Source organism: Leisingera sp. SA32 (assembly GCF_056033425.1).
Genome location: NZ_JBVYHB010000011.1, coordinates 28849 through 53792, shown reverse-complemented (window position 1 = coordinate 53792; position 24944 = coordinate 28849). Strand labels below are relative to the sequence as shown.

Below are 24944 nucleotides of genomic sequence, written 5' to 3'. Positions count from 1 at the left end.
GCCGCCCCGTCCGTCTGCGGGTTATTTGCCGATCTGGTCCAGAATGCCTTGCCCCCAATCGGCGCCAACGTCGTTCAGAACCACCGGCCAGACCTCACTGCGCACCTTGGCTGCCATCGCCTCGCGCTCCGCCTCGCTCAAATCGACGACCTTGGCGCCAAGCTCATCCGCCAGCCGTTGTTCCCATTTGCTCTGGTCTTCCTCGGCCACGGTCCAGCGTTGCGCCTCGAACGCCGCTGCCGCGGCTTTCAGGGCCTCCTGATCCTCAGCATCCAGTTCGGAAAGCGAGCTGTTGGAGATGATCATGTACCAAACCTCGAAATGGGTGTTGGCAGGCACGTAGGCTTTGGTCACATCGCGGAAAGACGCGTAATACCCTTCGGCGCCAGAGCCGATCACGCCATCTACGACGCCGGTCTGGATGGCGGTGAACGCCTCGGAGAACGGGATCGGCGAGGGAATGTAACCCAGCGCCTCGCCGGTCAGCTGGAAGCTCTTGATGCCGGGCACACGGACCTTGATGCCGTTGGACTGCGACGGATCCCCCGGATTGACCGGATCGGTGTTCAGCGCGATGCCGCCGAAATACACCGGGTAGGCCGCCAGCATGGTGATGTCCTGCTTGGCATAAAGCTCCGCCATCACGTCTCGCACCGGGCCATTCGGGCCATAGATTGCGCGCGCTTCCTCCCAGTTGTTTGCCAGATAGGGAAAGGAGCTGATCTGCATCCGACGGTCTGCGGCAGCGGCGGCTGGCTGGGTGGCCATGTCGATCGCGCCAACGCTGACACGCTCCTGCACGGTGGTGTAATCGCCCAGCGCCGAGGCCGGAAAGATGTTGATAGACACATCCCCTTCAGTGGCGTCACTCACCTGGGCTGCAAAGACGCGCAGCTCCTTGTCGATGGTGGTGTCCTGCGGGCGCACGTGGCTCATCTTCAGGTCAGCGGCCGAGGCAAAGCTTGCAAGCGACATCAGGGCGGCGGCCGCGGTGCCGGTCAGAAAGTGTTTCATGGGTAGTCTCCTCCGTAAGTATCAGGGTTGGGTCAGTAGCCGAACAGGCGGGGCAGAAAGAGCGACAGGTCGGGCCAGAGCGAGGTCAGAAAGACCACCGGCACATAGCCTGTCAGGATCAGGATCATCGCAGGCGGGATCACCTTGGTGACCTTTACGTTGCCGATCCGCGCGCCGAGATAGAGGATCGAGGCATAGGGTGGCGTCACCCCGCCCATCGCGGTGTTCACACCCATGATCGCGGCGAACTGCACCGGAGAGACACCGATCGCCTGCATCAACGGCAGCAACAGCGGCGCGATCAGGATGATGGCGGTGACGTCATTCACAACCATGCCGACCAGGAACAGCAGGATGTTGATGAAGATCAGCAGCAGCACCTTGTTCTCGGTGATCGCGAAGATCGCGCTGACCATCTTTTGCGGGATCGCTTCATAGACGAACATCTGGCTCAGGATCATCGAGAACAGGATCATCACCATGATCGCGCCGACAGCGGTCGCGGCTTCCTTGCCCGCCTCCAAAAAACTTTCCCACGTCAGACCCCTGTAGATGAAGAAGCCGACAGGCAGCGCATAGATTACTGACAGGGCAGCAGCTTCGGTCGGGGTCATGATGCCGCCGTAGATGCCGCCCAGAATGATGACCGGCATCAACAGCGCGGGCGTGGCGTTGAAACCCTTCTTGGCCACATCGCCCGCCAGCTGCGAGACGCTTGGCGCATCGTCCAGCACCAGATCGAACTTGCGGCTCATCCACAGGTTCATGGCCGAGAAGTTGAACATGATCAGCAGGCCTGGCCCCAGCGTCGCGAGGAAACAGGCGAGGATCGACGTATCGGTCACCCAGCCGTAGACGATCATGGTCACCGACGGCGGGATCAGCAGCCCCAGGATAGAAGAATTGGCGATCAGCGCCGTGGCGTATTCCCGCGGGTAGCCACGTTTTTCCATCTCCGGGATCAGCAGCGGGCCGATGGCTGCGATGCCGGTCAACCCGGAGCCGGAGATCGCGCCGATGATGGCGCAGCTGACTGCAGCCACTACGCCCAGGCCACCGCGGACATGGCCGACAAAGGCATTGACGAAGTTCAGCAGCGAAGCGGCGATGCCGCTGGCCGACATGATGGTTCCTGCCAGCACAAACAGCGGAATGGCCAGCAGCACCGGGTTACCCAATTGCTGTGTTCCCCACAGCATCATGCCTTTCATGGTCACATCACCCAGGAAGTACATGATCATCAGGGCGGCCCCGAAACAGTAGGGCAGCGGCACGCCAAGGGTGAGGGTCAACACCAGAACGGCAATGGCTAGCAGGGCAATCTCGATCATTCTTCCGCTCCGGTGCGCAGAGTGTTGACATGGCGGAGCAGATGCACCGCTGTGTAGAGCATCATCAGCGCGAGCCCGACGACCAAAGCCACTTCGGAGTAGAATGTCGGCAAATACAGCGTCGGGCTCTCCTTCCAGACCCGCCAGGCATAGAGGGTGTAGTCCCAGGCCCAGCTCAGCAGCCATAGGCCAACGGTCAGGCTGATGATTTCGCCGATGATCGCCAGCACGGTGTGGCCGCGCGGTGTCTTGATGATGATTTCCAGAACGTTGGCGCGGATATGGGTGTCCTCGCGCGAGGCGTTTACCGCGCCAAGCAGATACAGCCAGACGGTCGGATAGAGCATGGTTTCCTCCAGACCCATTACCGGAATCTGCAGGACGTAGCGGGTGACAACCTGGACGAACTGCCCCAGGGCCACCAGGCAGATCAGCCCGGTAAGCAAGTATTTCGCAAATGTGTCCATCGGTTCTCCTCCCGGTCTGTCCTCACCGGCTTTGGGGGATTTGGCTGGACACGGGCCATAAAATCAATTTCAAAATATCTCTATCTCCATAAACTCAATTGATGGTGCTGCCATGAACCTCTCGATCCGCCAGCTCTTCACCTTCCGCGAGGTCATGCGCAGCGGCTCCATCTCCCAGGCGGCACGGACGGTCGGCCGCACCCAGCCCGCTGTCAGCACGATGATCGCGACACTGGAAACCGAACTCGGCTTCAGCCTGTTCGTCCGCGAACAGGGCAAGCTGATCCCGACACCGGAAGCCCGTTTCTTTGTTGAAGAATGCGACGCCGTGCTGGAGCGCATCGAACGGATCGAGCGCACTGTCAGCAAGATCCGCTCGCACGATGCGGGCAAGCTGCGCGTCGCCTGTCACCCGGCCGCAGCCGGTTTGTTCATGCCGCGGATCCTCACGGAGTTCATGCAAGGCAAGGAAGACCTTGAGGTTTCCCTGATCATGCGTTCCTCCGATGTCATTGAGGATCTGATCGCCTCGCAACAATTCGACATTGGCTTTGCGGAAACGCCCGCACCGCGCCCCTCCGTTCGCCAGGTGGACTTCGATCTCGAATCTATCTGCGTTATACCGGCTGGGGATCCGCTGGCCGCCGCCGCAGAGATCACGCCGCAGGATTTGGACGGCAAACCGATGGCCGCCCTGTTTGCAGAACACCCAATGACCATCAAGACCGAGGCCGCGTTTCAACGAAGCGGCTGTCGGTTCCGCAAACGGCTGGAATTGCGGACCTGGGCGCCCGGCCTGCAATTCGTCGCAGAGGGGATGTGTTACATGGTCTGCGACATGATCACCGCCTACAGCTGCCTTCAGCAAAGCCAGACCACCAGCGAACTGGTACTGCGCCGTTTCCGACCGCGGATTGGCACCGGCGTTTCGATACTGACACCGGGTTACGCAACCCAGTCGCTGACCTCCAAGAGGTTCAGCACCCAGCTGTGCCGCTCGATCAATGACATGCAGGACAAGGTGCAGGATTGCCTCGCCCTGAACGCGACGTCGGCAGGGCTGTAGAGAATGTGGGGGCAGCCGCCATCATGGCGGTTCTGAAACCGCCCCCCCCCATCGGGCCGTGTCTCAGGAACCGGACGCAGACGCGCGCGTGCGCAGCGCGCAATCTGCCTGGTGCTGGCTGAGAAAGACCTCGCCGGTTAGCGCGTCGAGAAAGTGGCTGCGCTGGAGCCGATCCATCACCGGCCCCTTCACCTCGCTCAGGTGCAGGCGAATCCCTGCATCGGCGAGGCGCGTGTTGATTGCCTCCAGCGATTCCAGCGCTGACAGATCGACCTCATTGACCGCCGGGAACATCAGCACCACATCGGTCACCTCTGGCGTGTCGGACACCAGCGCCGCGACTTGGTCTTCGAGGAACCGCGCGTTTGGGAAATAAAGGCTCTCATCAACCCGCAGCGACAGGATATGGGGCTGGGTTTCGACCGTATGGCGCAGAACGTTGCGAAAATGCTCGGTTCCGGGCACCCGGCCGACCACCGCCATATGCGGCCGCGACGTCTTGTAAAGATGCACGAGGATCGACGTCACCACACCGGCGCTGACCCCGATTTCGACACCGGCCAGCAAGGTCAGCAGCAGGGTTGCCGAAACCGCCGCGAAATCGGCCCGGCTGAAGGCCCAGGCGCGCTTTAGGATCGAAAGATCCACGAGGCTCAGCACCGCGACGATGATGGTGGCCGCCAGTGTCGCCTTTGGCAAATAGTGGATGAGCGGCGTGAGATAGAGTGCCGCCAGCGCCAGGCCGGCGGCGGTAAAGGCTCCGGCTGCCGGTGTCTCCGCCCCGGCATCATAATTCACCACCGACCGCGAAAACCCGCCTGTCACCGGGAAACCACCCGTGAAGGCGGCGCCGAGGTTGGCAGTCCCCAGCCCGACAAGCTCCTGATCCGGGTCGATGCGCTGACGTTTCTTGGCCGCCAGCGTCTGGGCGACAGAGATCGACTCGACGAAACCGATGATCGAGATCAGCATCGCCGGTAGCAGCAGCTGGCGCAACAGATCGGGCGTGAAGGACGGCAGGGTAAGCGGTGGCAGGCTCTGCGGCACCGCGCCAACGATGGCTACGCCCCGCGCTGCCAGATCGAACCACCAGACCGCAAGGGTGGTTGCGACGATGGCCAGAACCGGCCCTGTCTTTGCACCGATGTCGGCCATCCGCGGCCCAAGGCCAAGCCTGCGCAGCAGCGGCTTCAACCCACCCCGCACCCAAAACAGAAAGGCCGTCGCGCTGGCCCCCAGACCAAGGGTCGTCAGGTTGGTTTGCGGCAGCTGCGCCCACAGGCTCGCGCCCAGCTCAACCAGAGTGTGGCCTTCAGCCCTGATGCCCAAGATGTGGCGCAACTGGCTGGCGGCGATCAGAATGCCCGAAGCGGTGATGAAGCCGGCGATCACCGGGTGTGACAGAAAATTGGCCAGAAAGCCCAGCCGCAAGACGCCCAGCGCCAGCAGCATCAGACCCGAGAGAAAGGCTAGCGTCAGGGCCGCGGTGACGTAGCCGGCCGTGCCGCTGTCCGCGATGTTGCCCACCGCCGCCGCCGTCATCAGCGAGACCACCGCAACCGGCCCGACCGCAAGCGCGCGGCTGGTGCCGAAGATGGCGTAAAGGACGATCGGTGCAATCGAGGCATAGATCCCGGCCTCTGGCGGCATCCCAGCCAGCAGGGCATAGGCCAGCGACTGCGGGATCAGCATGATGGTGACGATCACCGCCGCGATGAGATCACCGGTCAGCGCCGCACGATCATATTGGCGGCCCCAGTCAAGGATCGGCAGGTAACGGGTCAGCATGGGCGGGCCTTCGCAGTGACAGCAGGCCGAGCGACGCAGGGCCACACGGCGCAGGATCAATCGAAACGATTGACCGGCAACTTCAGATAATGGTTGCCATCAGACTCGGCCTCGGGCAGCCGCCCGCCACGCAGGTTGATCTGCAACGCGGCGAGTATGCGGTCGGGCAATGCCAGGGTGGCATCACGCTCGTTGCGCTGCTGGATGAATTCCTCGCGCGAGGTGCCATCCTTGACATGCGGGTTGCGCGCCTTGTGATCGCTGACAGTCGCCTCCCAAGCCGGTTCCTCGCGTGTCTCGGTGCCGTAATCGTGGCCGACAAAGAGCCGGGTGTCTTCGGGCAGCGACAGGATGTCCTGGATCGACTGCCAGAGCTCCTCGGTAGTGCCGCCAGGGAAATCCGCCCGCGAGGTGCCGACATCGGCGTGCATCAACGTGTCGTGCACAAAGGCCGCATCGCCACAGACATAGGTGATTGAGCCAAGCGTATGGCCGGGCGACAGCATCACCCGCATCTCAAGATCCCCTACTTTGAAGGTCGCGCCCTCCGCAAACAGGTGGTCAAAGTCGCGTGACGGATCAAAGGCATCGGGCATATTGTAGAGGCCGGCCCAGATTTTGGCGATCTCGGGCACCATTGCGCCGATGGCATTGGGCGCGCCGGTGCGCGCCTTCAGATGCGCCGAGGCCATCATGTGATCGGCATGCGGATGGGTGTCGAGGACCCATTGTACCTCCAACCCGTTGTCGCGCACCAGATCGAGCACCTGATCCATGCTCTCGGTCGAGAAGCGATAGTTCTTGGGGTCGAAGTTCCAGACCACGTCGATCAGCGCCGCTTTTTTGGTCGCCGGATCCGCGCAGATGTACTGGATCGAGCCAGTGTCGGGCTCGTAAATGCCCCAAACGTCCGGGCTGCCGATTCCGGTTGACGGAGAGTGACGAACAACGGGGCTTTCGAGGGGCTTGCTCATTGTGGCGTTCCTTTCGCAACTGGGGTGCTGAAGTCGTCGACATGGCGTGCCAACCACATGCCGATCAGCATCGTCGGCACAAAGACCAGGGTGCCGCTGGCAGCCATCGGCAGCGCCGTCAGCGCCGGTCCTGGGCAAAACCCGCCAAGGCCCCATCCGGTTCCAAAGATGGCCGCCCCCGCCAGCAGCCTTGGGTCAAGGTCGGTGCGGGTCGGCAGGCGAAACTTGCTGTCAAACAGCGGCGCATTGCGGCGGTGGAACAGGATAGCAAAGCCAGGTGCGGTCACCGCGATCGCGCCCCCCATCACAAAGGCAAGGCTAGGATCCCAAGTTCCAAACAGATCGAGGAAGTTCAGGACCTTGGCTGGGTCAGCCATGCCTGAGATGATGAGTCCAAGGCCAAAGACAAGACCGGACAGAAGGGCAAAAACCTGTTTCATGTCAGCCTCCCACAGCGTGTCGGACGATGAAAACGGTGGCAAATGCGAACCCCATGAAGGTCACAGTGGCGATGATCGAGCGCATCGAGCCGCGCGAGATGCCGCAAACCCCGTGCCCCGATGTGCAGCCATTGCCCAGGACCGCGCCGAACCCCACCAGCAGCCCGGCCGCCGCCATCACCAGCGGGTTCGAGGGCACCCATTGCGCAGGCCAGCCCCCCGTCACCAGCAGCCAGATCGGCGCCGCCAGCAGCAGCCCCAGAACAAACAGCAGCGACACCCCGCGCGCCTCACCATCCGTGCTGCGCGACAGGGCGCGCGAGGTCAGGCCGCTGATCCCCGCGATCCGCCCGTTGGTCGCCATCAATAGGACCGCCGAGGCCCCGATCATCAGACCGCCGCCCAGCGACAGCCATGGTGTGAACGTGGTTTCCATCTCTCAACTCCAATCGCGCGCCTGATGCGGCCTTGATTCCTACCCGACCCTTATATATTCTATAATTCTAATATTCAAGGATAGGAATATAGTGAAAGCAGACGATCTGGCCCAAGGTGACGTTCGGGGCGCCGCAAATCTGATGAAGATGCTTGCGTCGGAGACCCGCTTGCAGATCCTCTGTCACCTTGCTGAGGGGGAGTGCTCTGTCGGCGACCTCGCGCAGGCCTGCGGCACGGCACAGCCCACGATGTCCCAGCAGCTGCGGCGGCTGGCGGATATGGGGGTCGTCGCCAGGCGGCGCGACGCCCAGACGATCCTCTATCGCTTGGCAAAGCCGGAGGTCATTGAGATCCTCGCGACCCTACGCCGATTCTACTGCCCGTCCTGAGACCGGGCTGACAGTTGCCGCCACCAGCGCCTCAGATACCGGCTTTTTGGTCGGCGTACGCCTTGACGAACCGGCCGATTTTCGCCTCCGAGAGATCAATGCCCCGCTTCGCACCTTCGCTGAGCGCCGCCTCGCCGTTCCAGCCCTTATCTGCGGCCAGGGCCATAAGGGTCATAGCCGCTGCGCGTTGCCCCGACACGCAGTGCAGGAAAACCGGCTGCGGAAGATCGTCAAGAGAGCGCCGAAAGTCATCGACAAAATCGTCGTTCAGGTCGTCTGGCGTCATGGGGACATGCAGATAATTCAGCCCCGCGGCCTCGGCCAACTTTCGCTCGGCCTCGCTGGACAGCCCTTTATCACCTTCTGCCTTGAAGTTCACGAGGCTCATCATGCCGCTGGACGCCAGTTGGCGGAGGGTCTGCTCATCCGGGTTGAAGAGTCCCACAATGTGATTGCTGTCTATCGTTGCGATCTGCTCCATAGGCCTAGCCTTCCATGTTGTGACAGTTTCCTTGGCCCCCATTCCCGCGATGTGACCCGACTGGCCCCCGCGCAGGCGAATGAAATGGCTTTCAAGCCACTCAACGTTCCAATGAACGGGTTTGTTCCGACAGAGCATGTGGGGCGCTGCGGCCAAGGGAAAAGGGTGGTGCTCGACGCATACATCCTGCGTCGCAATCGCCCCATGGCCTTGTTCGACAGGTTGAACGCCCCAAGCGTCCTGCCCCGGCATCAGGCCAGTCGCAGAACCTGCTTGATGACAAATTCCGTCTGTGCCTCGGTCTGCGCAGGACCGATGGGCAGGCTGATCACCTCAGACGCCAAGACTTCCGACAGGGGGAAGGCCCCTTTTGCAATTTCAAGATCGCTGTAAGCTTTTTGCAGATGCGGCGGCTTTGGGTAGTGGATCACGGTGTGAACTCCGGCATCCTCCAGCCTGGCACGAAAGCCTTCCCTGTCGGGGTGGCGCACCACAAAAAGGTGCCATGCCGGGTCGGCCCAGTCTGGTACAACCGGCAGGCCCAGACCGGCCGAAGACAACCCCTCCAGATACCGCGCGGCAATCGCGCGTCGGCGGCCATTCCAGTCATCGAGAACGCGGAGCTTTACCTGCAACGCAGCCGCCTGCATCGGATCAAGTCGGCTGTTCTGCCCCGCCAGCTCATGCTCGTACTTGACCGCAGAACCATAGTTCCGAAGCATGGCAACCCGCTCGGCAAGGGCGGATGACAGGGTGGTAAATCCGCCCCCATCCCCCAGCGCGCCAAGGTTCTTGCCCGGATAAAAGCTCCAGCATGCGGCCTCTCCGAAGCTCCCGATGCGTTTGCCCTTATACTGGGCACCATGGGCTTGGGCCGCGTCTTCCAGCAGGTGCAGCCCGTGCCGGTCAGCCAGGTCCAGCAGCGGATCCATGTCGGCCGGCTGGCCATAGAGGTGGACCGGAATGATGGCCTTGGTTCTCGGCGTGATCGCGGCGGCGACGGCGTCTGGGTCAATGTTATGTGTCGATTCCAGCGGTTCGACGGGCACGATCGTTGCACCGCAAAAACTCACCGCAAGCCAGGTTGCGATGTAGGTGTTTGCCGGCACGATCACTTCGTCCCCCGGCGCCACGCCCATTGCCTTCAACCCCAGCACCAGCGCGTCCAAGCCGTTGCCCGTACCCCGGCAATGCGGCGCACCGATATAGCGGGCAAAATCCGCCTCGAACGCCTCGACTTCGGGTCCCAGAACATAATACCCGGAACGCGCAACCCGCAGCACTGCCTCGTCGAGCTGGTCCTGGAGTTCCGCATGCGCCGCAGCGATGTCGAGGAACGGAACCTTCATGATGCACCTACAGCGGTTCTGAATTCATCGTAATCGCGGATGTAGTCGTCTTCGTCATAGAATTCCGACGTCAGCACCATGCAGACGGCCCCGGATGAGAAATTGTCAAGGTAGCGCCACATCATGGGGCAGACATACAGGCCGTAATACGACCGGTTCAGGTGGAACTTCCTGGCCTCGGCCCCATCATCCAACAGAATGTCAAAGCTGCCGGACATGCAGATGATGAACTGATGCAGGTTCTTATGCGCATGTTGGCCCCGATCCGCCCCACCCGGCACGTCATAGAGGTAGTACACCCGCTTGATATCAAACGGAATATGGTTGCCACCTTCGACAAAGGTCAGGTTGCCGCGCACATCCGTGATCTTGGGCAAATCAATGAGCTTGCAGTCATTCAGAGGCACGGGTCCCACCTTCGCATTTGAATGTCCATTGTGTATATGCATATCTGAACCGGGCCAGCAAGCCGAGGCGGCAGCCTCTGCGCTCTCAATCGAGGACAGATTACAGCCAATGAGCAAAAAGCTACTGATCATCGGTGCGGGTGAATTTGCCGACATCGCCTATGAATATTTCACAGTCGACAGCGAATACGAGGTCGCAGGCTTTGCGGTTGAGGCTGAATACCTTGCTGAGACCGAGAAATTCGGGCTTCCGGTGGTCGCCTTGGACACCGCGGAGAGCGTGTTTCCGCCCGCCACGACCGAAGCGCATGTGGCGATCACCTCGACCAAACTGAACCGGATCCGGGCCCGGCTGATCGCGATGGCACGCGACAAGGGTTACAAGCTGGCAAACTTCATCAGCCCCCATGCCATGGTCTGGCGGACCGCCGACCTGGGGGAGAATGTCTTCATTTTCGAAAACAACGTGGTGCAGCACGGGGTGACGGTCGAAAGCGGCTGCGTGCTGTGGTCAGGCAACCATATCGGTCACCAGACCCGCATCCGCGAAAACTGTTTTATATCTTCCCACGCGGTGCTCTCGGGCTACTGCGACATCGGTGCCAGCAGCTTTGTCGGGGTCAACGCCACCTTTGCGGACAATGTCAAAATCGGCAGCGATTGCTTTGTCGGCATGGCCGCGGCGGTCAACAAGAGCTTTGACAAACCGGGACTGATCCTCAACGGCAACCCGGCGGAACCGGCGAAAGTGTCCTCCTACCGCTATTTCAGGATCAAGCAATAACATGGGCTGGCTAAAGAAAGGTCTGGTCTTCGCGCCGGACGGCAGCCGGGACTGGCCCAGGCATTCCTTTATGACCCCCTGCCCCTGGCAGCGGGATGACAACACGATAAGACTATACGGCGGCATGCGTGACGCGCAGGGGATCAGCCGGATTGGCTGGGTCGATGTGGATGCCGCCGACCCGACGCAGGTCAAGGCCGTATCCGAACAGCCTGCGATCGGTTTGGGCGCACCGGGCATGTTTGACGACAACGGGATGATCCTGGGCGACGTGCTGGAGGTGTCGGAAAACGAGCTGCGGCTCTACTACGTCGGCTTCCAAGTCGTCGAGAAGGCCAAGTTCCTAGCCTTCAGCGGTGTCGCAGTCAGCCGCGACCGCGGCGACAATTTCGAGCGGGTACAGCAGACCCCGATCATAGACCGCTGCCCGGAGGGCGCGTTCATCGGCGCGCTGCATTCCATCGCCGCTTTGCCGGATGGATCCTACCGCGCCTGGATCTCCCGCGGGTACGGCTGGCAGGACATTGGCGGTCGCCTGTTTCCACAGTACGACTGCTGGACGCTGACCAGCCCCGACGGTCTGAGGTTCGACAATGCCACCGCCCGACGGATCATACCCCCAGCCAAGGACGAATACCGCATCGGCCGCCCTCGGGCGAACCAGCTGCCGGATGGCTCCTGGGAACTTCGGGCCACCTCCGACACCCTGTCAAAGCAATACGCCAGTTTCCGCTTTACCTCTCCGGACGGGGAGAGCTTCAGCCGCACCAGCGATGAGGAACTGCCGCGTGCCCCCGCGGGCAGCTGGGACGCAGAGATGACTTGCTATCCTGCGCGGATCGACACCCGCCAGGGCCGCAGCTATCTCTTCTACAATAGCAACAACATGGGTGAAACCGGCGTCGGCGTCGCCGTGCTGGAGGAGTAGACCGTGACCATCGAAGTGCAGCGCTATGCGCAGGACCATGCAACTCAATGGGATACGTTTCTCAAGGCCTCCAAGAACGGCACGTTTTTGCATCAGCGCGGTTTCATGGATTATCACGCGGACCGGTTTCAGGATCATTCGCTGATGTTCTATGAACAGGGAAAGCTGCTGGCGGTGCTGCCCGCCAACTCCGATGGACCCGTGCTGAATTCCCACGGCGGCCTCACCTATGGCGGGGTGATTTCCGGCGCTAGGATGAGCGCCGAGCGGATGCTTCTGGTTTTTGAGGCTCTGGCCGACCACTGCCGCAGCGCCGGGTTCACTGACGTGATCTACAAGGCGATCCCCTACATCTACCACCGCCAGCCCGCTGACGAAGACCTGTATGCTCTGTTCCGGCAGGGCGCGCAGCCAGTGCGCACGGATGTTTCGGCCACCATCGCCGTTCCGCGGCGACTGCCCTTTGGCAGCGGCAAGAAAGACGGCCTGCGCAAGGCCCGCAAGGCCGGCCTGGAGGTCCGCGAAAGCACGGACTGGAGCGCCTGCTGGAGCTTGCTGACCCAGGTGCTGGACGAACGCCACAGCGCGCGGCCTGTGCACAGCGAAGCGGAAATCCGTCTGCTGGCAGAGCGGTTCCCCACCCAGATACGGCTGTTCGGCGCGTTTGACGGCGACAGCATGATTTCATCCCTGGTGGTGTTCGAATGTGGCGAGACGGTGCATGTTCAGTATATCGCCTCGTCCGACCAAGGACGCATCAAAGGCGGTGTCGACCTGATCGTGCACCACCTGCTTGAATCTGTTTTTGCAGACCGTACCTGGTTCGATTTTGGCATTTCTACGACTGATAAGGGGCAGTCCCTGAACACGGGCCTTGCCCGGCAGAAAGAAATGTTCGGCGCACGCAGCACGGTCTATCAGCAATACCGCTGGAACCTGGCTTGATATTGTTCCTGCTGCGCGTCGGCAAAACGCTGACCGGTCCCCGCTGCGCTGCCTGGAGGACAAGGATACGCCATGCCCCCCTGCTGCCAGCTTCATTCTGCTGTCCTATTGCCAGGAAGACACGTTCGAGCAAGCGATGCAGTCGCTGCTGGAGCAGGACTGCGAACTGATTGAAATCATCGTGTCGGACGATGCGTCAACCGACAGCACCTTCGACAAGATCCGGGCACTGGCAGAAATCTACGACGGTCCGCACGGGCTTGTGGCGCGGCGCAACGGGGTGAATCTTGGCGTTAATCAGCATATTGAGCTGGCCATCTCCCTCGCCTCATCCGACCTGATGATCTGGATTACCGGGGACGACGGGAACGCCCCGAACCGGGCGCAGCGTGTCGTCGACTGCCACCGCCAAACAGCCGCCAAACTGTTATACTCCGACGCAGAGACGCTGACCCCGGATGGCCGCCCCGGCGCGCACGATTACCGCAATGCCCTGCTTTACAACGCGTTCGACCTGAATGATGCCGTCGGCTCCTGTTCCTTGTATCTCGGCGCGACGGCGGCATGGCACAAGGATTCGTGCCGAAAATACGGCGGGTTCCCAAAGGAGCATGGCTACGAAGATCTGATCCTGGGCTCCTGGGCGGTTCTGGAAGACAGCCTGCACCACATCCCAGAAAAGCTGGTGGTGTACCGCGAGGACATCGGGATCTCTGTGCAACTGAAGCGGAAGGTCAGCCAGATGTCCAATGAGACACTGCGCATTGGGACGCTCAAACAACAGTTTACGGCCCTGCAACAACGGCTGGCAGATGCCAGAACGTCTGGGCTTTCGGACTCGTCTCCACTGGTCAGGAAACTGGCGCGCGACGTCGGCAAACTCTGCGGTCGGCTGAAGGCGCGCGAAGGTATCAGAAGCGTTCCCGGCGACAACGCATTCGACTGGCCGTCACGGCTGCACGGTCTGACAAGTGAAGGCGGCCGCCGCATTCAGAAAAGAAAGTCGGACATGTCGGCACCCCGGCAATTTCGGCCACCGGCGCCTTGGCCGCGCTCCGTAATCAGCCGCCTCAGTCACCCTGACGCGCGCCAAGCTTGTCGGCCTTTTCGGCGTCCCGTTGGCCCATCGGCTCGTCCGGGCCAACAGTGGTGTCATAGGTTGTCTGCGCCTCAACCTCGGCGTTTATCTCCGCCCCCAGAAGGACAATAAAAGCGGAAATCCACAACCACATCAGCAGCACCACGACCCCGGCCAACGTACCAAAACTCTCATTGTAGGACGCGAAGTTGCCCACATAAAAAGCAAACCCTGCGGACCCGACAAGCCACAGAACGCAGGCAGATATGGCACCAGGCGAGGCCCAAAGCAGCTCCGGTTCGTCCCGCGACGGACCATATCTGTAGACAACCGCCAGCCCGGCCATTGTCATCAGCATCAGCAGCGCCCACACCAAGACCGTTCCCAGGATCTCTGTCAGCGGCCCCGCATCGACCAGCGCCACCACCGACGGAACCGCGAGCGTTGCCAGCAGCCCCATCAACAGCCCGACAATCAGGCAGACCGTCAACGCCAGCGTCACGAAAGTCTTTACAAAGAACCCGCGCGTTTCCTCTTCGTCATAGGCGACGTTCATGCCTTCGATCAGGCTGTTCATGCCCTTGGAGGCTGAGTAGATGGCGACCAGGATGCCCGCAACAGCGGCGAGCCCCAGCCCCCCTTCGCGGGAGCCTGCGACCTTGGTTGCTTGGGTAACGATGATGTCCATCACCTGTGCGGGCACCACCCCTTCGAACTGGGAAATCTTGTCCACGATCTGGCTCGGCTCCACCATCAGGCCGCCAATCGCCAGCAGCGCGGTGATCGCAGGGAACAGCGCCATCAGCCCGTAAAAGGCCACACCGGCGGCGATCAGACCCACGTGATCGGTGGCAATCTCATCCTTCACCCGCAGGGCGATGTCTTTCCAACCCTTTGCCGGGATCCCCTGTGGTGCTTCTGCATCCCTGCCGCGTGCCATGACCGTTTCTCCACATCCGTACTTCGGAAATGACGGAGGCCGCAGCTGCGGCCTCCGCGTACTCAGGTTAGGATGAAGGCTTGCCGAGGTCTTTTTCCTTGGCCTTCTCGGCGGCCTTGTCGGTAATGCGCTTGCCCGCCGACTTCACTTCGTCCGCGGTGGCCTTGGCCGCAGACTTGCCTTCCGGGGCTGCGCGGTCCATCTCCTTGCGCTTCTCTTCCGCGATGGTTTGCGCTTCGTCCGCCGCGGCCTGCATCACGGCCTTGGCCTTCTCCTGCTCTTCGCGGAAAATCGACTCGGCCTGATCCATCAGCGCATCGCTGTGGGCACCAAGAGCGTCATCCTCTGCCTTGGTTCGTGGCAGTGCCCCCCCGATCGCAGCGCCCAGCGCCAATGCCAGCGCCCCGGCCACCAGCGGCTGGCGGTCATAGAAATCAGAGGCCTGACGCGACTTGGCCTGGAAGGCCCGCGCAGCCTCGCGGCGCGCATCGATGGCCGCTTCCCGTGCAGCAACAACCCGCGCCCTGGCTTCCTCAGACAGGTTTTCCGTGCCTTGCGCCAAACGTTCGCGCAGCTTCGCGGCGCGGGCCTGGGCTTGTTCCACGGTGTCTGACGCCGCAGCGGATGCCGACGCGGCCCGCTCGCGCATTGTCTGAGATGCCGCCTGACCGGCCGCGGTTGCCTTGGACTTGGCTGCCGCACCAGCATCGCTGATCGTGGAGGTGGCCTCCGACGCCTTGCTCTGCACGGATGAACTGGCCGATGCGGCCTTGTCGTGCAGGGCCGCCCCGGTTGCGGACGCCTTGTGCTTCACCCTCTCGGCGGCTTCCGACGCGCGATCGCCAAAGGACTCGCTGTCATCGTCCAGATCATCGGTGCGGGCCCAAGACGGCGTGGTGTCGTAGCCGCCCTTCATCCGCGGGTCGGGGCGGGTCACCAGCGTGCCGCCTCCGGCGCTTGCGCTGCGATGGCTGTGCGACGGCGCGTGGCGGTCCCAGCCAGCGTCTGCATAGACGTCGCTGCGATCACGCCCGGTGCCGGCATAGCCGCGACCTGAATAGTCGTGCCCACGCTCCATGGCGGTCTGGGAGCTGCCCTTGGAGCGACCGCTGCCGAAAATCATCCAAGCCAGCCCAACCCCCGTCAGCACCACGGCAGCCGGATTTTCCTTCACGGTGCGGGTGATGGCATTGCCGATTTCGCCGCCATGCTCCCGCAGCTGGTCGCCCAACTGTTGAACCATGCCGTCCACCGACAGCTTGTTTTGCAGGGTTTCAAGGTTGCTGGTCAGCTCGGCGCGGTCACGTTCGATCTCGCGCTCGATTTCATGAACAGAGCGGTCATCATTTGTCATCGTAAGTCTCCTTGATGGATTGCGCGTCACGCTTGACGTTTTCAGCGGTGCGAGAGGGCGCCAGGCTCGACAATTTCAGGTCGTTGCTACCCTTGGCGACCATGCCAAAGGCAATCGCGGCAAAGCCCACACCAACCAACAGCGCGGCCCAGCCCGCATCCATCCCGGCCTCGGTCAAGGCTGCGGTCAAAGCGCCGGCCAACACGTTCAGCGCGGTCAGCGCAACGACCACCCCGCCGACGATCAGGCCAAGCGCAATGGCGGCCCGGTTGACGTTTTCGCTGATTTCCGTGCGCGCCAGCGCGATTTCGTTGCGGATCAGCGAGCTGATGTTGTTGAGAGCATCGGTCAAAATGGCTGCGGGACCCGACGCGGTGTTCGGATTTTCACTGGTTTGTTTCATTGCTGGTCTCCCTTGGTCCGCACGGCCGGTGCCGCGGTGGCTGAGGTTGCAGCGCTGCGCGATGCGTGGCTAGACGCGGCGGCGCCCGTCGGGCGGGTGCCGACCTGCGCTGTTCGTGCCTGGGTGCCAGAGTATCCACATTGGGATGTCTCAGCGCTGTCAGATGCCTTGGCAAACCGCGCGGCGGCGAAGCCCAGCAACGCGGCGCTGCTCAGAAACACCGCCGGGTTCTTGCGCGCAAAATCGGATACCGAATTGACCATTTCGCCCAGGTCCTGATTGCGGATCGCATCGGACGCATCTGCGAGCGTTCCGGCCATCTGCCCGATTGCACGCTCATGCGGGGTGCCACTGCGCAGATCCTCAGAGGCATCACGCAGGGCAGAGGCCACGGTTTTCACCTCATCCGCCACGCCGTCTCTGGCTGACTCAGCGCGGGCCTGTGCCTCTTTCTTCGCCGTGTCGGCAGCGCTGAGCGCCGCGGATTTCGCCTCTTCGGCAACGGATTCTGCAGCGGATTTCACTTTGTCTGTTCCGGACATTTGAAACTCTCCTTCTTGTCAGGCGATGAAATTAAGCAACGCGAGAACGACAACAACGACGCCAATGATGTAGAAGATACTGTGCATGGCTCCCTCCCCGGGCTGTATCGGTCAAATCGATACAAGGAGAACTCGCGGCCAACCGGTAAAGTTCCGATCTTTCGCAGCTGCAACCAGAAGTGGCAGGGCCAATTGCCGCAATTCTACCCCCTTCGGCTACCTCCATTCGCCCCCCCCCCAGCCGCGTCGATCGCGACGGGATGGCGCCCGAAGGGGGGATAAGGAATGCCAAGGCGCGCTGTCAGCCCGCACCGGGCAGAATGGTCGGGTGTCCGCGCCGTTCAAATAAAACAGGCTGCGGGAGCGCAGCGCCCCGCAGCCTGACCAGCCGAGTGTGCTGGAAGCGTGCTAACCGCCGATGCTGCGGGCCGAGCCAAGGCCAGCCGCATCTGAGCGGCCGCCAAGTTTGTCGCGCACGCCGGATTCGATCTTCTCGCCGGTGTCTGGGTCAATGTTGCGCCAATAATCGAACGCACGTTGCAACACCTTCTCGCTGACCCCGTCGCAGAGATGCCCCACGACGTTGTCCACCAGCCGCGCGCGGGCCGCATCGTCCATCACGTCACGCACCAACCTGCCGGCCTGGCTCCAATCATCATCATCCTCACGCAGGGTATAGGCCTGGCGCACCATATCGCCGTCCGCATGCCACAACCCCGCTTCGCTGCTCGGCTCAGGCTGTGCTGCTGGCCCGCCATAGCTGTTGGGGGCATAAACCGGATCGCAAATCTTCTCGGTCCGCCCCGCGCCATCCTTGGAGTAGCTGTGTACTGGACATTGGGCGCTGTTGACGGGGATCTGCTTGTAGTTCACGCCAAGCCGGGCACGGTGCGCGTCGGCATAGGCAAAGCCACGCGCCAGCAACATCTTGTCCGGCGACAAGCCAATCCCCGGCACCATGTTGTTGGGTTCAAACGCCGCCTGTTCGATTTCCGTGTGGAAATCCGTCGGGTTGCGGTCAAGTGTCAGCTTGCCGACCTCCATCAGCGGGTAGTCTGCATGCGGCCAGACCTTGGTCAGATCAAAAGGATTGATCCGGTAGGTTTTTGCGTCCTCATACGGCATGACCTGCCACTTCAATGTCCAGCTGGGGTGGTTTCCATCGCGGATCGCATTAAAAAGGTCCCGACGGTGATAATCCCCATCACTACCGGCCAGCCGATCCGCCTCGTCCTGGCTCAGGTAGGCGTTTCCGTCGCCCTGGTCGGTATGGAAATGGAACTTCACCCAGAACTTCTCGCCCTCGGCATTCACCAGCGAATACGTGTGGCTGGAATAGCCGTTCATCTCGCGCCAGGTTCGCGGAATGCCGCGGTCCCCCATCAGGTAGGTCACCTGATGCGCGCTTTCGGGCGAGAGTGTCCAAAAGTCCCACTGCATGTCATGGTCGCGCATGTCGTTGTCTGCGCGGCGTTTCTGGCTGCGGATGAAGTGCTGAAATTTCAGCGGGTCACGGATGAAGAAGATCGGCGTGTTGTTTCCGACCATATCGAAGTTGCCATCCTCGGTGTACATCTTGACGGAAAAGCCACGCGGATCGCGCCAGGTGTCGGGGCTGCCACGTTCGCCGGCCACGGTGGAAAACCGTGCGACGACGTCACAAGATGCGCCCGGCTGGAAAATCTTCGCCTTGGTGTACCGCGAGACGTCCTGGGTGGTTTCAAACCGTCCGAACGCACCGGATCCCTTCGCGTGGGGCTGCCGTTCCGGGATGCGCTCCCGGTTAAAATTGGCCATTTGTTCAAGGAGATAATGGTCGTTTAGTACGATAGGCCCATCCGGGCCTACGGTCAGCGAATGCTCATCGCTCTGAACCCGAATACCGGCGTCGGTCGTGGTTGGCGGGTTGCCCTTCTTATCGGTCATATCAACTTTCCCTCGCGTAGGCTCCTACGGCAAACGCACAAGTGCCCGGGAAAGTTCCCCGATAGGTGACGAGCCCAAGCCGTGCCTCCACGTGCCGCCAGGAACGGCGGCTACTGGGGGCCCAGCACCGTCTCCGCCCAGCGGTCGCAAATGTCCCCAAAGCAATCGTGAATTGAGTCCGTCGCGATACTGCTGCCGTTCGACAAACGTCCGGCCAGCCCAAGCCCCTGCACCGGAGTGCCATCTGGCCGCATCGAAACGGCATCCGACCTGCACCGCGCGCCCAATCCTTCGTCGACCGCCAGCAGGGCCTGAGCAGCCTGCAACCCCGCAACCAGCGGCTCGGTGATTTGCTCCAGCACCGGGGACGGCAGCACGCTGTCGATCATCACCTCTGCGGTCACAACCGCTCCACCGGACCGCAGCTCCCAGCCGGACGGCGACAGGGCGATCGAAGGATCATCCGCCGCACGCGGATCCACCAGGCCGGTTTCGATCAACGTCAGAAGCTGCCGGGCGACGTCCACCGGTGCGCCGTAGGAATACCGTTTTAGCCCCTCGTCAAACGCGGTGAAGGCGCGCGCTGACGCCGGGGCAACCGGCCTGCTGTCATAGATTTGGCGCAACAGCGGCTGCCATTTGCGCCACAGCTGCCCGACGGTGTAACCGACGGTCGGCACGTCCCGCCCTTCAGCTTGCCCAATGCTCTTTCGCAGCGCATCCAGGGTGCCGCACTGCTCTTGACTGCCTGGCGCTTCGGCCTCCACTCGCAGCCACGCCAGCACGTCATCTTGCGCCGCGGTCCCACCGTCTTCGCGGACGACACGCGATGCAGCGGCTGCAAGCCCCTCAAACACCATCGGCAGGCCTTCCCTACCAGAGTCAGAAAGTGCTGCGCGCACGGCAGATGCAAATGCGGCATTTTCCTCTGGCAGAGGGTCAAACCGCGCATCCAGCGCCGCGTTCAGCGGCTTTGGCGCTGGCGGCTGGCCATCCAGCGAAAACGGAACAATCCGGGCCGGCTCCCGCCCCGACGGGATGTAGCGTCCGCCCTCGAACCTGCCGCCAAGACCGAGTGTCAGCATGCGGATCACATCCAGCGCCGACAGGGCCAAGCCGCGAATGCCCACGGTGCGCCCTGCCCAATCCCCGGCAGCTTGGATCAACGCGGCACCCGGATAGGCTGGCCACAGCGGCAGATCATGGCCGTCCGCGTGCTTGCGCCATCGCTCCAGCTGCGGATCCGACCGGGTTTCCGGCTGCCCTACCGATACCAGAATATGCTGGTAGGGACCGTCACCGCGTCCTGCCGCTCCGTCAGCGCACAACCGCCATCCTGACTGATCGCGATGCGCCGCGCTGACCCGCACCGGGTGATGGGCCACCGAAACCTGCGCAGGCAACCCTGCCAAAAGCGCCTTGTAGCGATCATGCAAATAGGCCCCCAACCTGGCGCGGGGCAGATAGACCTCTCCGTCGCGGCCGGCCTCCCCCAGCCACTGCGCGAAATTGTTACACCGCCCGGTGCTCAAGGGTGGCCGCGGCAGGGAAATGCTGCGCAAAGGCAGGTTGAGAAGACAGACGTCGCTCTCACCCGGGCTGAAGCTCGGACCTGCCGCGGGCCAAGGGCAAGGGTCAAACACATCTACCGCCACGGCGGTCCCGGTGACCTGTGCCCGACGCACCAGCGCCTCAAGCGCGCCCAGACCGCGCGGCCCGAAGCCGACAATAGCAATGCGACACCGGTCATGCGTCATGATGCGGTCCTTCCCTCTGCGAACTGCCGCCACATTGGGCCACAGCGGGGCGGAGGTACAAGACGGAAACGCACGGAGAGCCCGCCCCTGTCCTGGTTCGGTCAGCTGCAAATTCAGCCCGCCAATCCGCAGGATACCCCTCCGCGTTCTATTGATCCAGCGCTCGCAGAAGTGCAAACACCTGCTCCCGCATCCAGACGGCGACAGGTGTCGTCTCTGAGCGCTTATGCCAGACCCCGATGATGACCGGCGGATCGATCGGCATCGGCGGCTCAAACACGCAAAGCTCAGAGGTATTTGCCGCATCCGCTGCCAACTGTGCCGGAACCAGCGCGATCAGATCGCTTTCGCGCACGGCGCGGCACACGCCGGAAAAGACCGGCACTGTCATCGCGACCTGTCGTGTCCGGCCAACCCGCGCAAGCGCCGCATCGCCCAGCGACGCACTGTTGCCTTCCGGCGAGAACAGGACGTGGCGAAGCGCGCAAAACACGTCCAAGGGCATCCCCTGGCCCGGTTCGAGTTCCGAAACGCCCGGATTGCCGCGCCGCGCGATCACATGAAAAGGCGAGCGAAACAACGGCTCCTGGCTGACCCAATCAGGCAGGGGCATATCGGGGATCAGCGCAAGATCCGCATTGCGACGCTCCAAGCTTGCGACATAGTCCGTGGCGACGAGATCGACCAGTTGCGCGCGAATGCCCGGCGCTTTTTTGTGCAGGGTATCGGCCAGTCGGGGCATCAGCAATTCGGCAAAGAAGTCACTTGCCGTGATACGGAATGTACCGCTGGCCGTATGGGGATCAAACGGCGCGGGCGGCGCCAGCATCGCCTCGATGCGCTCAAGCTCCTCCCGTACCGGCCCGATCAGCCCGGCGGCATAATCCGTCGCGACCAGCCGGTTGCCGTGACGGACAAACAGGGGGTCCCCCAAGGCATGCCGCAGGCGCGACAGCGCCCCGGAGACCGCGGACTGCGACAGTCCCAGCCGCGCCGCCGCTTTCACCGTCGACCCTTCCGCCAGAAGGGCATCCAGCGCGCGCAGCAGGTTGAGATCGAAGGTCGCGAAATTCATTTCATCGATAGCCTATATCGGGAAATACACTTTGGCAGGTTCCGCCGCCTCCGGCTACACTCCAGCTTACGAAAGCGCTTTCGTTTCAGTTCCCCTATACGGAGTGAAGCGATGACAGACCTGACAACCGATGCTGCTGCCATCGAATGGCTTGGCGTCAGATACAAGACCCTCCTCTCTGCCGAGCAATCCGATGGCGCCATGTCTATCGTGGACAGCTGGTCACCGCCGGGCAGCGGCCCGCCACGACACATCCACGCAGCAGAGGACGAAACCTTCGTGATCCTGACCGGGACCTGCAAGATGTGGATCGAAGGCACGGAAACAACCGTCGGTCCGGGCGAATCTGTGTTCATACCTCGCGGCACAAACCATACCTTCAAGGTGATCGGCGATGCGCCCTCGCGGCATCTGGTTATCCTGACGCCAGGGGGATTCGAGCGGTTTTTTTCTGAGATGGCAGAAGGTCAGTTCCGCATTCCCGACGACATGGCTTCCATTGAGGCGTCCGCGAAGCGCCACCACCTGACCCTCACCGGTCCCCCTCTGGAGTGACCCCATGACCGACGCATACATCGTCCATCACATCCCCGTCTGCCCCTTCTCTCAGCGCCTCGAGATCCTGTTGGCCTTGCGCGGGCAGCACGACGCGGTCGAGTTCCGCACGGTCGACATCACCAAACCCCGCGACCCGGACTTGCTGGCCAAGACGCAAGGCACCACGGCGCTGCCCGTACTGGAGACACCGGATGGTACGATCCTCAAGGAAAGTCTGGTGATCCTGCGCTATCTGGACGAAGTGATCGCAGGTCCGGCGCTGCGTCGCGACAATCCACTGGAACATGCGACGGAGATGATGCTGATCGCTCACGAAGGGGCGTTCACGCAGGCGGGGTATCTCTTTGTCATGAACCAGCAGCCCGACAAACGCGATGTCTTCGCGGACAAGCTGTTGTCGATCTATCGTGATATCGACGGTTTCCTGGATCGCAACAGCCGCGGGGGCCCCTATCTCTTCGGTGAATTCGGTCTCGCCGAGACCGTCTTCACCCCCCTGTTCCAGCGGTTTTGGTTCCTGGCGTACTACGAGGATTTTCATGTGCCCGATACTCCGGGCTACCGAAGGGTCCGGGCGTGGCAAGATGCCTGCCTGTCCCACCTTGCGACCCAACAGGTCTCAAGGGAGGAGATCGTAAAGCTCTACTACGATTACGCCCTTGGCGCAGGAAACGGCGCGCTGGTTGATGGCCGTTCGGTTTCCAGCTTTGCGTTTCAGCCGCACTGGCAGCACCGCCCCTGGCCCCCACGGGACAAGTATGCAGGCACGGCCAGCGATGAAGCATTAGGGCTGGTGCCGTCTTGACCGGCAGACCTGCTCCCTGATCGTTGGAAAGGAGCTGCGCTAATCTAAGCCACTCGTTGCATCTGCTAAACGGGTTAGTTGATATCATTTCTCTGCCAATGGGCCAGCGCCGGTGGCTTGCCGCCAAGGGCTGAATGAGGACGCTGGTGATTGTAGAAGGTCATCCGTTTCCGGATGGCCGCTTTCGTCTCCGAACCGGTTTGCCCGGCATGCAGCAGGTGATGTCCGAGCACCCGCTGACCGGCATGGGATTGCCCGCAATCCCCGAGAGGGGGACTTGGTTCGGGCGATCCACACGCAGTGCTCTCAGCAATCAGGGATCCGCGGTTCAGCTATCGGGCCGAGGACGTGGTCCAGACGCTGAAAGCCGTTTGCGCCAAGGTGGGCTTACGGGAGCAGGTGTCGCGGCTGAACAAGGGCCTTGTCCTACAGCTATCGACATCCCTTGGGCGGTCGCGGGGACCCGATTGAAGGTCAACTCGAGGTTTACAAAGCCCAGGCCTCAATGCCGGCAAGATCCCTGCCCCGCGCGGACGCGGCGCGGCAACTGGCCACTGGAGACACAATACCATCAACGGCAACCGTGAGCGCGGCACAGGAAAACTGACCAACGAACTCTACCGGGGGCGACACATCTGGAACCGCCTGCGCTATCGGCGACGAAAGCCTGTAGGCGCACGGCCGGGATCATGTGTGGCGACGGGTGCTTCTCGAGAAGCGCCAGGAACCAATCTGTCCGGACGCTTCTGTGAAACCGCTCGTATATGGGAAAATAATGAGGCAAGGACTCGACCAACACGCTCTTGCGGGCTGGTCGAGCCTCCGCGAAACGCCCGTAATTTAGCACAGTGCTAGTGTCATGCACCATTATTCTGACGACGCTGAGGTGGGTGCCCCAAACGGCACCCGGGTCTCAGATGACGGTGACTTCCATCCCGCCCAGCCCGTCGATGTCCAGCCGCATCACGTCACCTTTGACAATGGCGCCGACACCGGCAGGCGTGCCTGACAGGATGACGTCGCCCGCCGCCAGCTCGAAATACTCCGACAGATAGGCGATCATCTCTGGCACCTTCCAGATCATCTGGTTGAGGTTGCCCTCTTGGCGGATTTCACCATTCACTTCCAAGCTGATGCGTCCTTCGGACAAATGGCCGGTCTCGCTGGCCCGATGAATCGGCCCGATCGGCGCCGAACGCTCAAACGCCTTGCCTATCTCCCACGGGCGACCCATTTTCTTGGCCACACCCTGCAGATCACGGCGCGTCATGTCGAGCGAAAGCGCGTAACCGTAAACATGCTCCAGTGCCGAATCGACAGGAATATTGCGGCCGCCGCTGCCCAGGGCCACCGCCAGCTCCGCTTCAAAATGCACATCCGAGGATTGGTCCGGATAGGGGAATTCACCGGAAGGGTCGAGATTGTCAGGGTTTTTCTGAAAGAAGAACGGCGGCTCGCGGTTCGGGTCGTGACCCATTTCGATGGCGTGAGCGGCGTAATTACGACCAATGCAATAAACGCGGCGCACCGGAAACCGGCATTCTTCTCCCTCCACGGGAAGAGAAGTTATTTTTGGAATATCAATTACATAACCGGACATTACAGCCTCCCTTTGGCATTTCCTCACAGCAGTGCTAGAACATTCACGCAGTCAGATCAATCACGATCAATAGTTTTTATCGATTTTTTTCACTTGATTTGTGCG

The 24944-nt window shown here is 61.8% G+C and carries 26 protein-coding genes and 1 pseudogene; 8 read left to right on the top strand and 19 right to left on the bottom strand.

The genetic code is table 11. The features are described 5' to 3' along the window. Positions 1-21 precede the first annotated feature (21 nt). From dctP to AC0IPL_RS15425, 3 genes are read right to left on the bottom strand one after another with little or no spacing between them, the layout of a single operon-like run. Positions 22-1014 carry a TRAP transporter substrate-binding protein DctP gene (gene dctP, locus AC0IPL_RS15435; RefSeq protein WP_474275419.1) on the bottom strand — a complete coding sequence of 331 codons (993 nt, stop codon included), beginning with the start codon at positions 1012-1014 and terminating at the stop codon, positions 22-24. A 32-nt stretch (positions 1015-1046) separates the two neighbouring features. After that, a complete protein-coding gene (locus tag AC0IPL_RS15430) occupies positions 1047-2345 on the bottom strand; it encodes a TRAP transporter large permease (protein WP_474275418.1) in 1299 nt (432 codons plus the stop codon). Further along, positions 2342-2812, bottom strand: coding sequence for a TRAP transporter small permease (locus tag AC0IPL_RS15425; protein WP_474275416.1), 471 nt, complete (start codon positions 2810-2812; stop codon positions 2342-2344). Before AC0IPL_RS15425 ends, AC0IPL_RS15430 begins: the two co-directional genes overlap by 4 nt. Before the next feature lie 112 nt (positions 2813-2924). On the opposite strand from AC0IPL_RS15425, the gene AC0IPL_RS15420 reads away from it, so the two are divergent. Continuing rightward, the gene (locus AC0IPL_RS15420) at positions 2925-3878 is read left to right on the top strand and encodes a LysR family transcriptional regulator (protein ID WP_474275415.1); all 954 of its coding nucleotides are present in this window, start codon (positions 2925-2927) and stop codon (positions 3876-3878) included. Between the two features lie 63 nt (positions 3879-3941). Here AC0IPL_RS15420 and AC0IPL_RS15415 read toward each other — a convergent pair whose 3' ends face one another. The 4 genes from AC0IPL_RS15415 to AC0IPL_RS15400 are packed head-to-tail and all read right to left on the bottom strand — an operon-like array spanning position 3942 to position 7516. Further along, entirely contained in the window at positions 3942-5666 is a 1725-nt protein-coding gene (locus AC0IPL_RS15415; protein ID WP_474275413.1) for a SulP family inorganic anion transporter, read from the bottom strand. Between the two features lie 56 nt (positions 5667-5722). Continuing rightward, on the bottom strand, positions 5723-6640 hold the full coding sequence (locus AC0IPL_RS15410) for an MBL fold metallo-hydrolase (protein WP_474275412.1): 918 nt from the start codon (positions 6638-6640) through the stop codon (positions 5723-5725). Then, positions 6637-7080: a DUF6691 family protein gene (locus AC0IPL_RS15405; RefSeq protein ID WP_474275411.1), complete on the bottom strand. Its 444-nt coding sequence runs from the start codon at positions 7078-7080 to the stop codon at positions 6637-6639. Before AC0IPL_RS15405 ends, AC0IPL_RS15410 begins: the two co-directional genes overlap by 4 nt. Before the next feature lies 1 nt (position 7081). Next, a complete protein-coding gene (locus tag AC0IPL_RS15400; RefSeq protein ID WP_474275410.1) occupies positions 7082-7516 on the bottom strand; it encodes a YeeE/YedE family protein in 435 nt (144 codons plus the stop codon). A 91-nt stretch (positions 7517-7607) separates the two neighbouring features. Here AC0IPL_RS15400 and AC0IPL_RS15395 point away from each other — a divergent pair, with 91 nt between their 5' ends. Further along, positions 7608-7907 (top strand): ArsR/SmtB family transcription factor, encoded by a 300-nt coding sequence (locus tag AC0IPL_RS15395; protein WP_474275408.1) that lies wholly within the window; start codon positions 7608-7610, stop codon positions 7905-7907. A gap of 31 nt (positions 7908-7938) precedes the next feature. Here AC0IPL_RS15395 and AC0IPL_RS15390 read toward each other — a convergent pair whose 3' ends face one another. The 3 genes from AC0IPL_RS15390 to AC0IPL_RS15380 form a co-directional block, all read right to left on the bottom strand. Continuing rightward, the gene (locus AC0IPL_RS15390; protein WP_474275406.1) at positions 7939-8388 is read right to left on the bottom strand and encodes a beta-lactamase hydrolase domain-containing protein; all 450 of its coding nucleotides are present in this window, start codon (positions 8386-8388) and stop codon (positions 7939-7941) included. Between the two features lie 251 nt (positions 8389-8639). After that, a complete protein-coding gene (locus AC0IPL_RS15385; RefSeq protein WP_474275405.1) occupies positions 8640-9737 on the bottom strand; it encodes a DegT/DnrJ/EryC1/StrS family aminotransferase in 1098 nt (365 codons plus the stop codon). Then, complete coding sequence (locus AC0IPL_RS15380; protein ID WP_474275403.1) at positions 9734-10144, bottom strand: sugar 3,4-ketoisomerase; 411 nt, start codon at positions 10142-10144, stop codon at positions 9734-9736. The genes AC0IPL_RS15385 and AC0IPL_RS15380 overlap by 4 nt, the downstream gene beginning before the upstream one ends. Before the next feature lie 109 nt (positions 10145-10253). On the opposite strand from AC0IPL_RS15380, the gene AC0IPL_RS15375 reads away from it, so the two are divergent. From AC0IPL_RS15375 to AC0IPL_RS15360, 4 genes and pseudogenes are all read left to right on the top strand, one after another. After that, a complete protein-coding gene (locus AC0IPL_RS15375) occupies positions 10254-10928 on the top strand; it encodes an acetyltransferase (protein ID WP_474275402.1) in 675 nt (224 codons plus the stop codon). 1 nt (position 10929) lies between these two features. Next, a complete protein-coding gene (locus AC0IPL_RS15370) occupies positions 10930-11856 on the top strand; it encodes a hypothetical protein (protein WP_474275401.1) in 927 nt (308 codons plus the stop codon). A 3-nt stretch (positions 11857-11859) separates the two neighbouring features. Then, on the top strand, positions 11860-12801 hold the full coding sequence (locus AC0IPL_RS15365) for a GNAT family N-acetyltransferase (RefSeq protein WP_474275400.1): 942 nt from the start codon (positions 11860-11862) through the stop codon (positions 12799-12801). Continuing rightward, positions 12731-13201, top strand: a pseudogene (locus tag AC0IPL_RS15360) (glycosyltransferase family 2 protein); the annotation flags it as partial. The gene AC0IPL_RS15365 and the pseudogene AC0IPL_RS15360, both read left to right, overlap by 71 nt. Positions 13202-13871: 670 nt before the next feature. On the opposite strand, the gene AC0IPL_RS15355 reads toward AC0IPL_RS15360, so the two are convergent. The 7 genes from AC0IPL_RS15355 to AC0IPL_RS15325 form a co-directional block, all read right to left on the bottom strand. Continuing rightward, positions 13872-14819: a YihY/virulence factor BrkB family protein gene (locus AC0IPL_RS15355; protein WP_474275399.1), complete on the bottom strand. Its 948-nt coding sequence runs from the start codon at positions 14817-14819 to the stop codon at positions 13872-13874. Positions 14820-14886: 67 nt separating this feature from the next. Continuing rightward, positions 14887-16173, bottom strand: coding sequence for a DUF3618 domain-containing protein (locus AC0IPL_RS15350; RefSeq protein WP_474275397.1), 1287 nt, complete (start codon positions 16171-16173; stop codon positions 14887-14889). Then, complete coding sequence (locus AC0IPL_RS15345) at positions 16163-16576, bottom strand: phage holin family protein (protein WP_474275396.1); 414 nt, start codon at positions 16574-16576, stop codon at positions 16163-16165. The genes AC0IPL_RS15350 and AC0IPL_RS15345 overlap by 11 nt, the downstream gene beginning before the upstream one ends. Next, positions 16573-17118: a hypothetical protein gene (locus tag AC0IPL_RS15340; RefSeq protein WP_474275395.1), complete on the bottom strand. Its 546-nt coding sequence runs from the start codon at positions 17116-17118 to the stop codon at positions 16573-16575. The genes AC0IPL_RS15345 and AC0IPL_RS15340 overlap by 4 nt, the downstream gene beginning before the upstream one ends. Before the next feature lie 408 nt (positions 17119-17526). Continuing rightward, complete coding sequence (locus AC0IPL_RS15335) at positions 17527-19044, bottom strand: catalase (protein WP_474275394.1); 1518 nt, start codon at positions 19042-19044, stop codon at positions 17527-17529. Positions 19045-19154: 110 nt separating this feature from the next. Next, positions 19155-20801 (bottom strand): FAD/NAD(P)-binding protein, encoded by a 1647-nt coding sequence (locus tag AC0IPL_RS15330; RefSeq protein WP_474275392.1) that lies wholly within the window; start codon positions 20799-20801, stop codon positions 19155-19157. Positions 20802-20949: 148 nt separating this feature from the next. Beyond that, positions 20950-21876 carry a LysR family transcriptional regulator gene (locus tag AC0IPL_RS15325; protein WP_474275391.1) on the bottom strand — a complete coding sequence of 309 codons (927 nt, stop codon included), beginning with the start codon at positions 21874-21876 and terminating at the stop codon, positions 20950-20952. A gap of 111 nt (positions 21877-21987) precedes the next feature. Here AC0IPL_RS15325 and AC0IPL_RS15320 point away from each other — a divergent pair, with 111 nt between their 5' ends. Continuing rightward, positions 21988-22431 carry a cupin domain-containing protein gene (locus AC0IPL_RS15320; RefSeq protein ID WP_474275389.1) on the top strand — a complete coding sequence of 148 codons (444 nt, stop codon included), beginning with the start codon at positions 21988-21990 and terminating at the stop codon, positions 22429-22431. A 4-nt stretch (positions 22432-22435) separates the two neighbouring features. After that, positions 22436-23239 carry a glutathione S-transferase family protein gene (locus AC0IPL_RS15315; protein ID WP_474275388.1) on the top strand — a complete coding sequence of 268 codons (804 nt, stop codon included), beginning with the start codon at positions 22436-22438 and terminating at the stop codon, positions 23237-23239. A gap of 74 nt (positions 23240-23313) precedes the next feature. Here the strand turns inward: AC0IPL_RS15315 and AC0IPL_RS15310 are convergent, their stop codons facing one another. Further along, positions 23314-23472, bottom strand: a complete 159-nt coding sequence (locus AC0IPL_RS15310) for an integrase core domain-containing protein (RefSeq protein ID WP_474275387.1) — start codon at positions 23470-23472, stop codon at positions 23314-23316. Positions 23473-24152: 680 nt separating this feature from the next. Further along, on the bottom strand, positions 24153-24839 hold the full coding sequence (locus AC0IPL_RS15305) for a fumarylacetoacetate hydrolase family protein (protein ID WP_474275386.1): 687 nt from the start codon (positions 24837-24839) through the stop codon (positions 24153-24155). Between the last annotated feature and the right edge of the window lie 105 nt (positions 24840-24944).

Excerpts from the sequence above, each read along its gene's own strand:
- dctP (WP_474275419.1), bottom strand. The coding sequence starts at position 1,014 with ATGAAACACTTTCTGACCGGCACCGCGGCCGCCGCCCTGATGTCGCTT.
- AC0IPL_RS15430 (WP_474275418.1), bottom strand. The coding sequence starts at position 2,345 with ATGATCGAGATTGCCCTGCTAGCCATTGCCGTTCTGGTGTTGACCCTC.
- AC0IPL_RS15425 (WP_474275416.1), bottom strand. The coding sequence starts at position 2,812 with ATGGACACATTTGCGAAATACTTGCTTACCGGGCTGATCTGCCTGGTG.
- AC0IPL_RS15420 (WP_474275415.1), top strand. The coding sequence starts at position 2,925 with ATGAACCTCTCGATCCGCCAGCTCTTCACCTTCCGCGAGGTCATGCGC.
- AC0IPL_RS15415 (WP_474275413.1), bottom strand. The coding sequence starts at position 5,666 with ATGCTGACCCGTTACCTGCCGATCCTTGACTGGGGCCGCCAATATGAT.
- AC0IPL_RS15410 (WP_474275412.1), bottom strand. The coding sequence starts at position 6,640 with ATGAGCAAGCCCCTCGAAAGCCCCGTTGTTCGTCACTCTCCGTCAACC.
- AC0IPL_RS15405 (WP_474275411.1), bottom strand. The coding sequence starts at position 7,080 with ATGAAACAGGTTTTTGCCCTTCTGTCCGGTCTTGTCTTTGGCCTTGGA.
- AC0IPL_RS15400 (WP_474275410.1), bottom strand. The coding sequence starts at position 7,516 with ATGGAAACCACGTTCACACCATGGCTGTCGCTGGGCGGCGGTCTGATG.
- AC0IPL_RS15390 (WP_474275406.1), bottom strand. The coding sequence starts at position 8,388 with ATGGAGCAGATCGCAACGATAGACAGCAATCACATTGTGGGACTCTTC.
- AC0IPL_RS15385 (WP_474275405.1), bottom strand. The coding sequence starts at position 9,737 with ATGAAGGTTCCGTTCCTCGACATCGCTGCGGCGCATGCGGAACTCCAG.
- AC0IPL_RS15375 (WP_474275402.1), top strand. The coding sequence starts at position 10,254 with ATGAGCAAAAAGCTACTGATCATCGGTGCGGGTGAATTTGCCGACATC.
- AC0IPL_RS15370 (WP_474275401.1), top strand. The coding sequence starts at position 10,930 with ATGGGCTGGCTAAAGAAAGGTCTGGTCTTCGCGCCGGACGGCAGCCGG.
- AC0IPL_RS15355 (WP_474275399.1), bottom strand. The coding sequence starts at position 14,819 with ATGGCACGCGGCAGGGATGCAGAAGCACCACAGGGGATCCCGGCAAAG.
- AC0IPL_RS15350 (WP_474275397.1), bottom strand. The coding sequence starts at position 16,173 with ATGACAAATGATGACCGCTCTGTTCATGAAATCGAGCGCGAGATCGAA.
- AC0IPL_RS15345 (WP_474275396.1), bottom strand. The coding sequence starts at position 16,576 with ATGAAACAAACCAGTGAAAATCCGAACACCGCGTCGGGTCCCGCAGCC.
- AC0IPL_RS15340 (WP_474275395.1), bottom strand. The coding sequence starts at position 17,118 with ATGTCCGGAACAGACAAAGTGAAATCCGCTGCAGAATCCGTTGCCGAA.
- AC0IPL_RS15335 (WP_474275394.1), bottom strand. The coding sequence starts at position 19,044 with ATGACCGATAAGAAGGGCAACCCGCCAACCACGACCGACGCCGGTATT.
- AC0IPL_RS15330 (WP_474275392.1), bottom strand. The coding sequence starts at position 20,801 with ATGACGCATGACCGGTGTCGCATTGCTATTGTCGGCTTCGGGCCGCGC.
- AC0IPL_RS15325 (WP_474275391.1), bottom strand. The coding sequence starts at position 21,876 with ATGAATTTCGCGACCTTCGATCTCAACCTGCTGCGCGCGCTGGATGCC.
- AC0IPL_RS15320 (WP_474275389.1), top strand. The coding sequence starts at position 21,988 with ATGACAGACCTGACAACCGATGCTGCTGCCATCGAATGGCTTGGCGTC.
- AC0IPL_RS15315 (WP_474275388.1), top strand. The coding sequence starts at position 22,436 with ATGACCGACGCATACATCGTCCATCACATCCCCGTCTGCCCCTTCTCT.
- AC0IPL_RS15305 (WP_474275386.1), bottom strand. The coding sequence starts at position 24,839 with ATGTCCGGTTATGTAATTGATATTCCAAAAATAACTTCTCTTCCCGTG.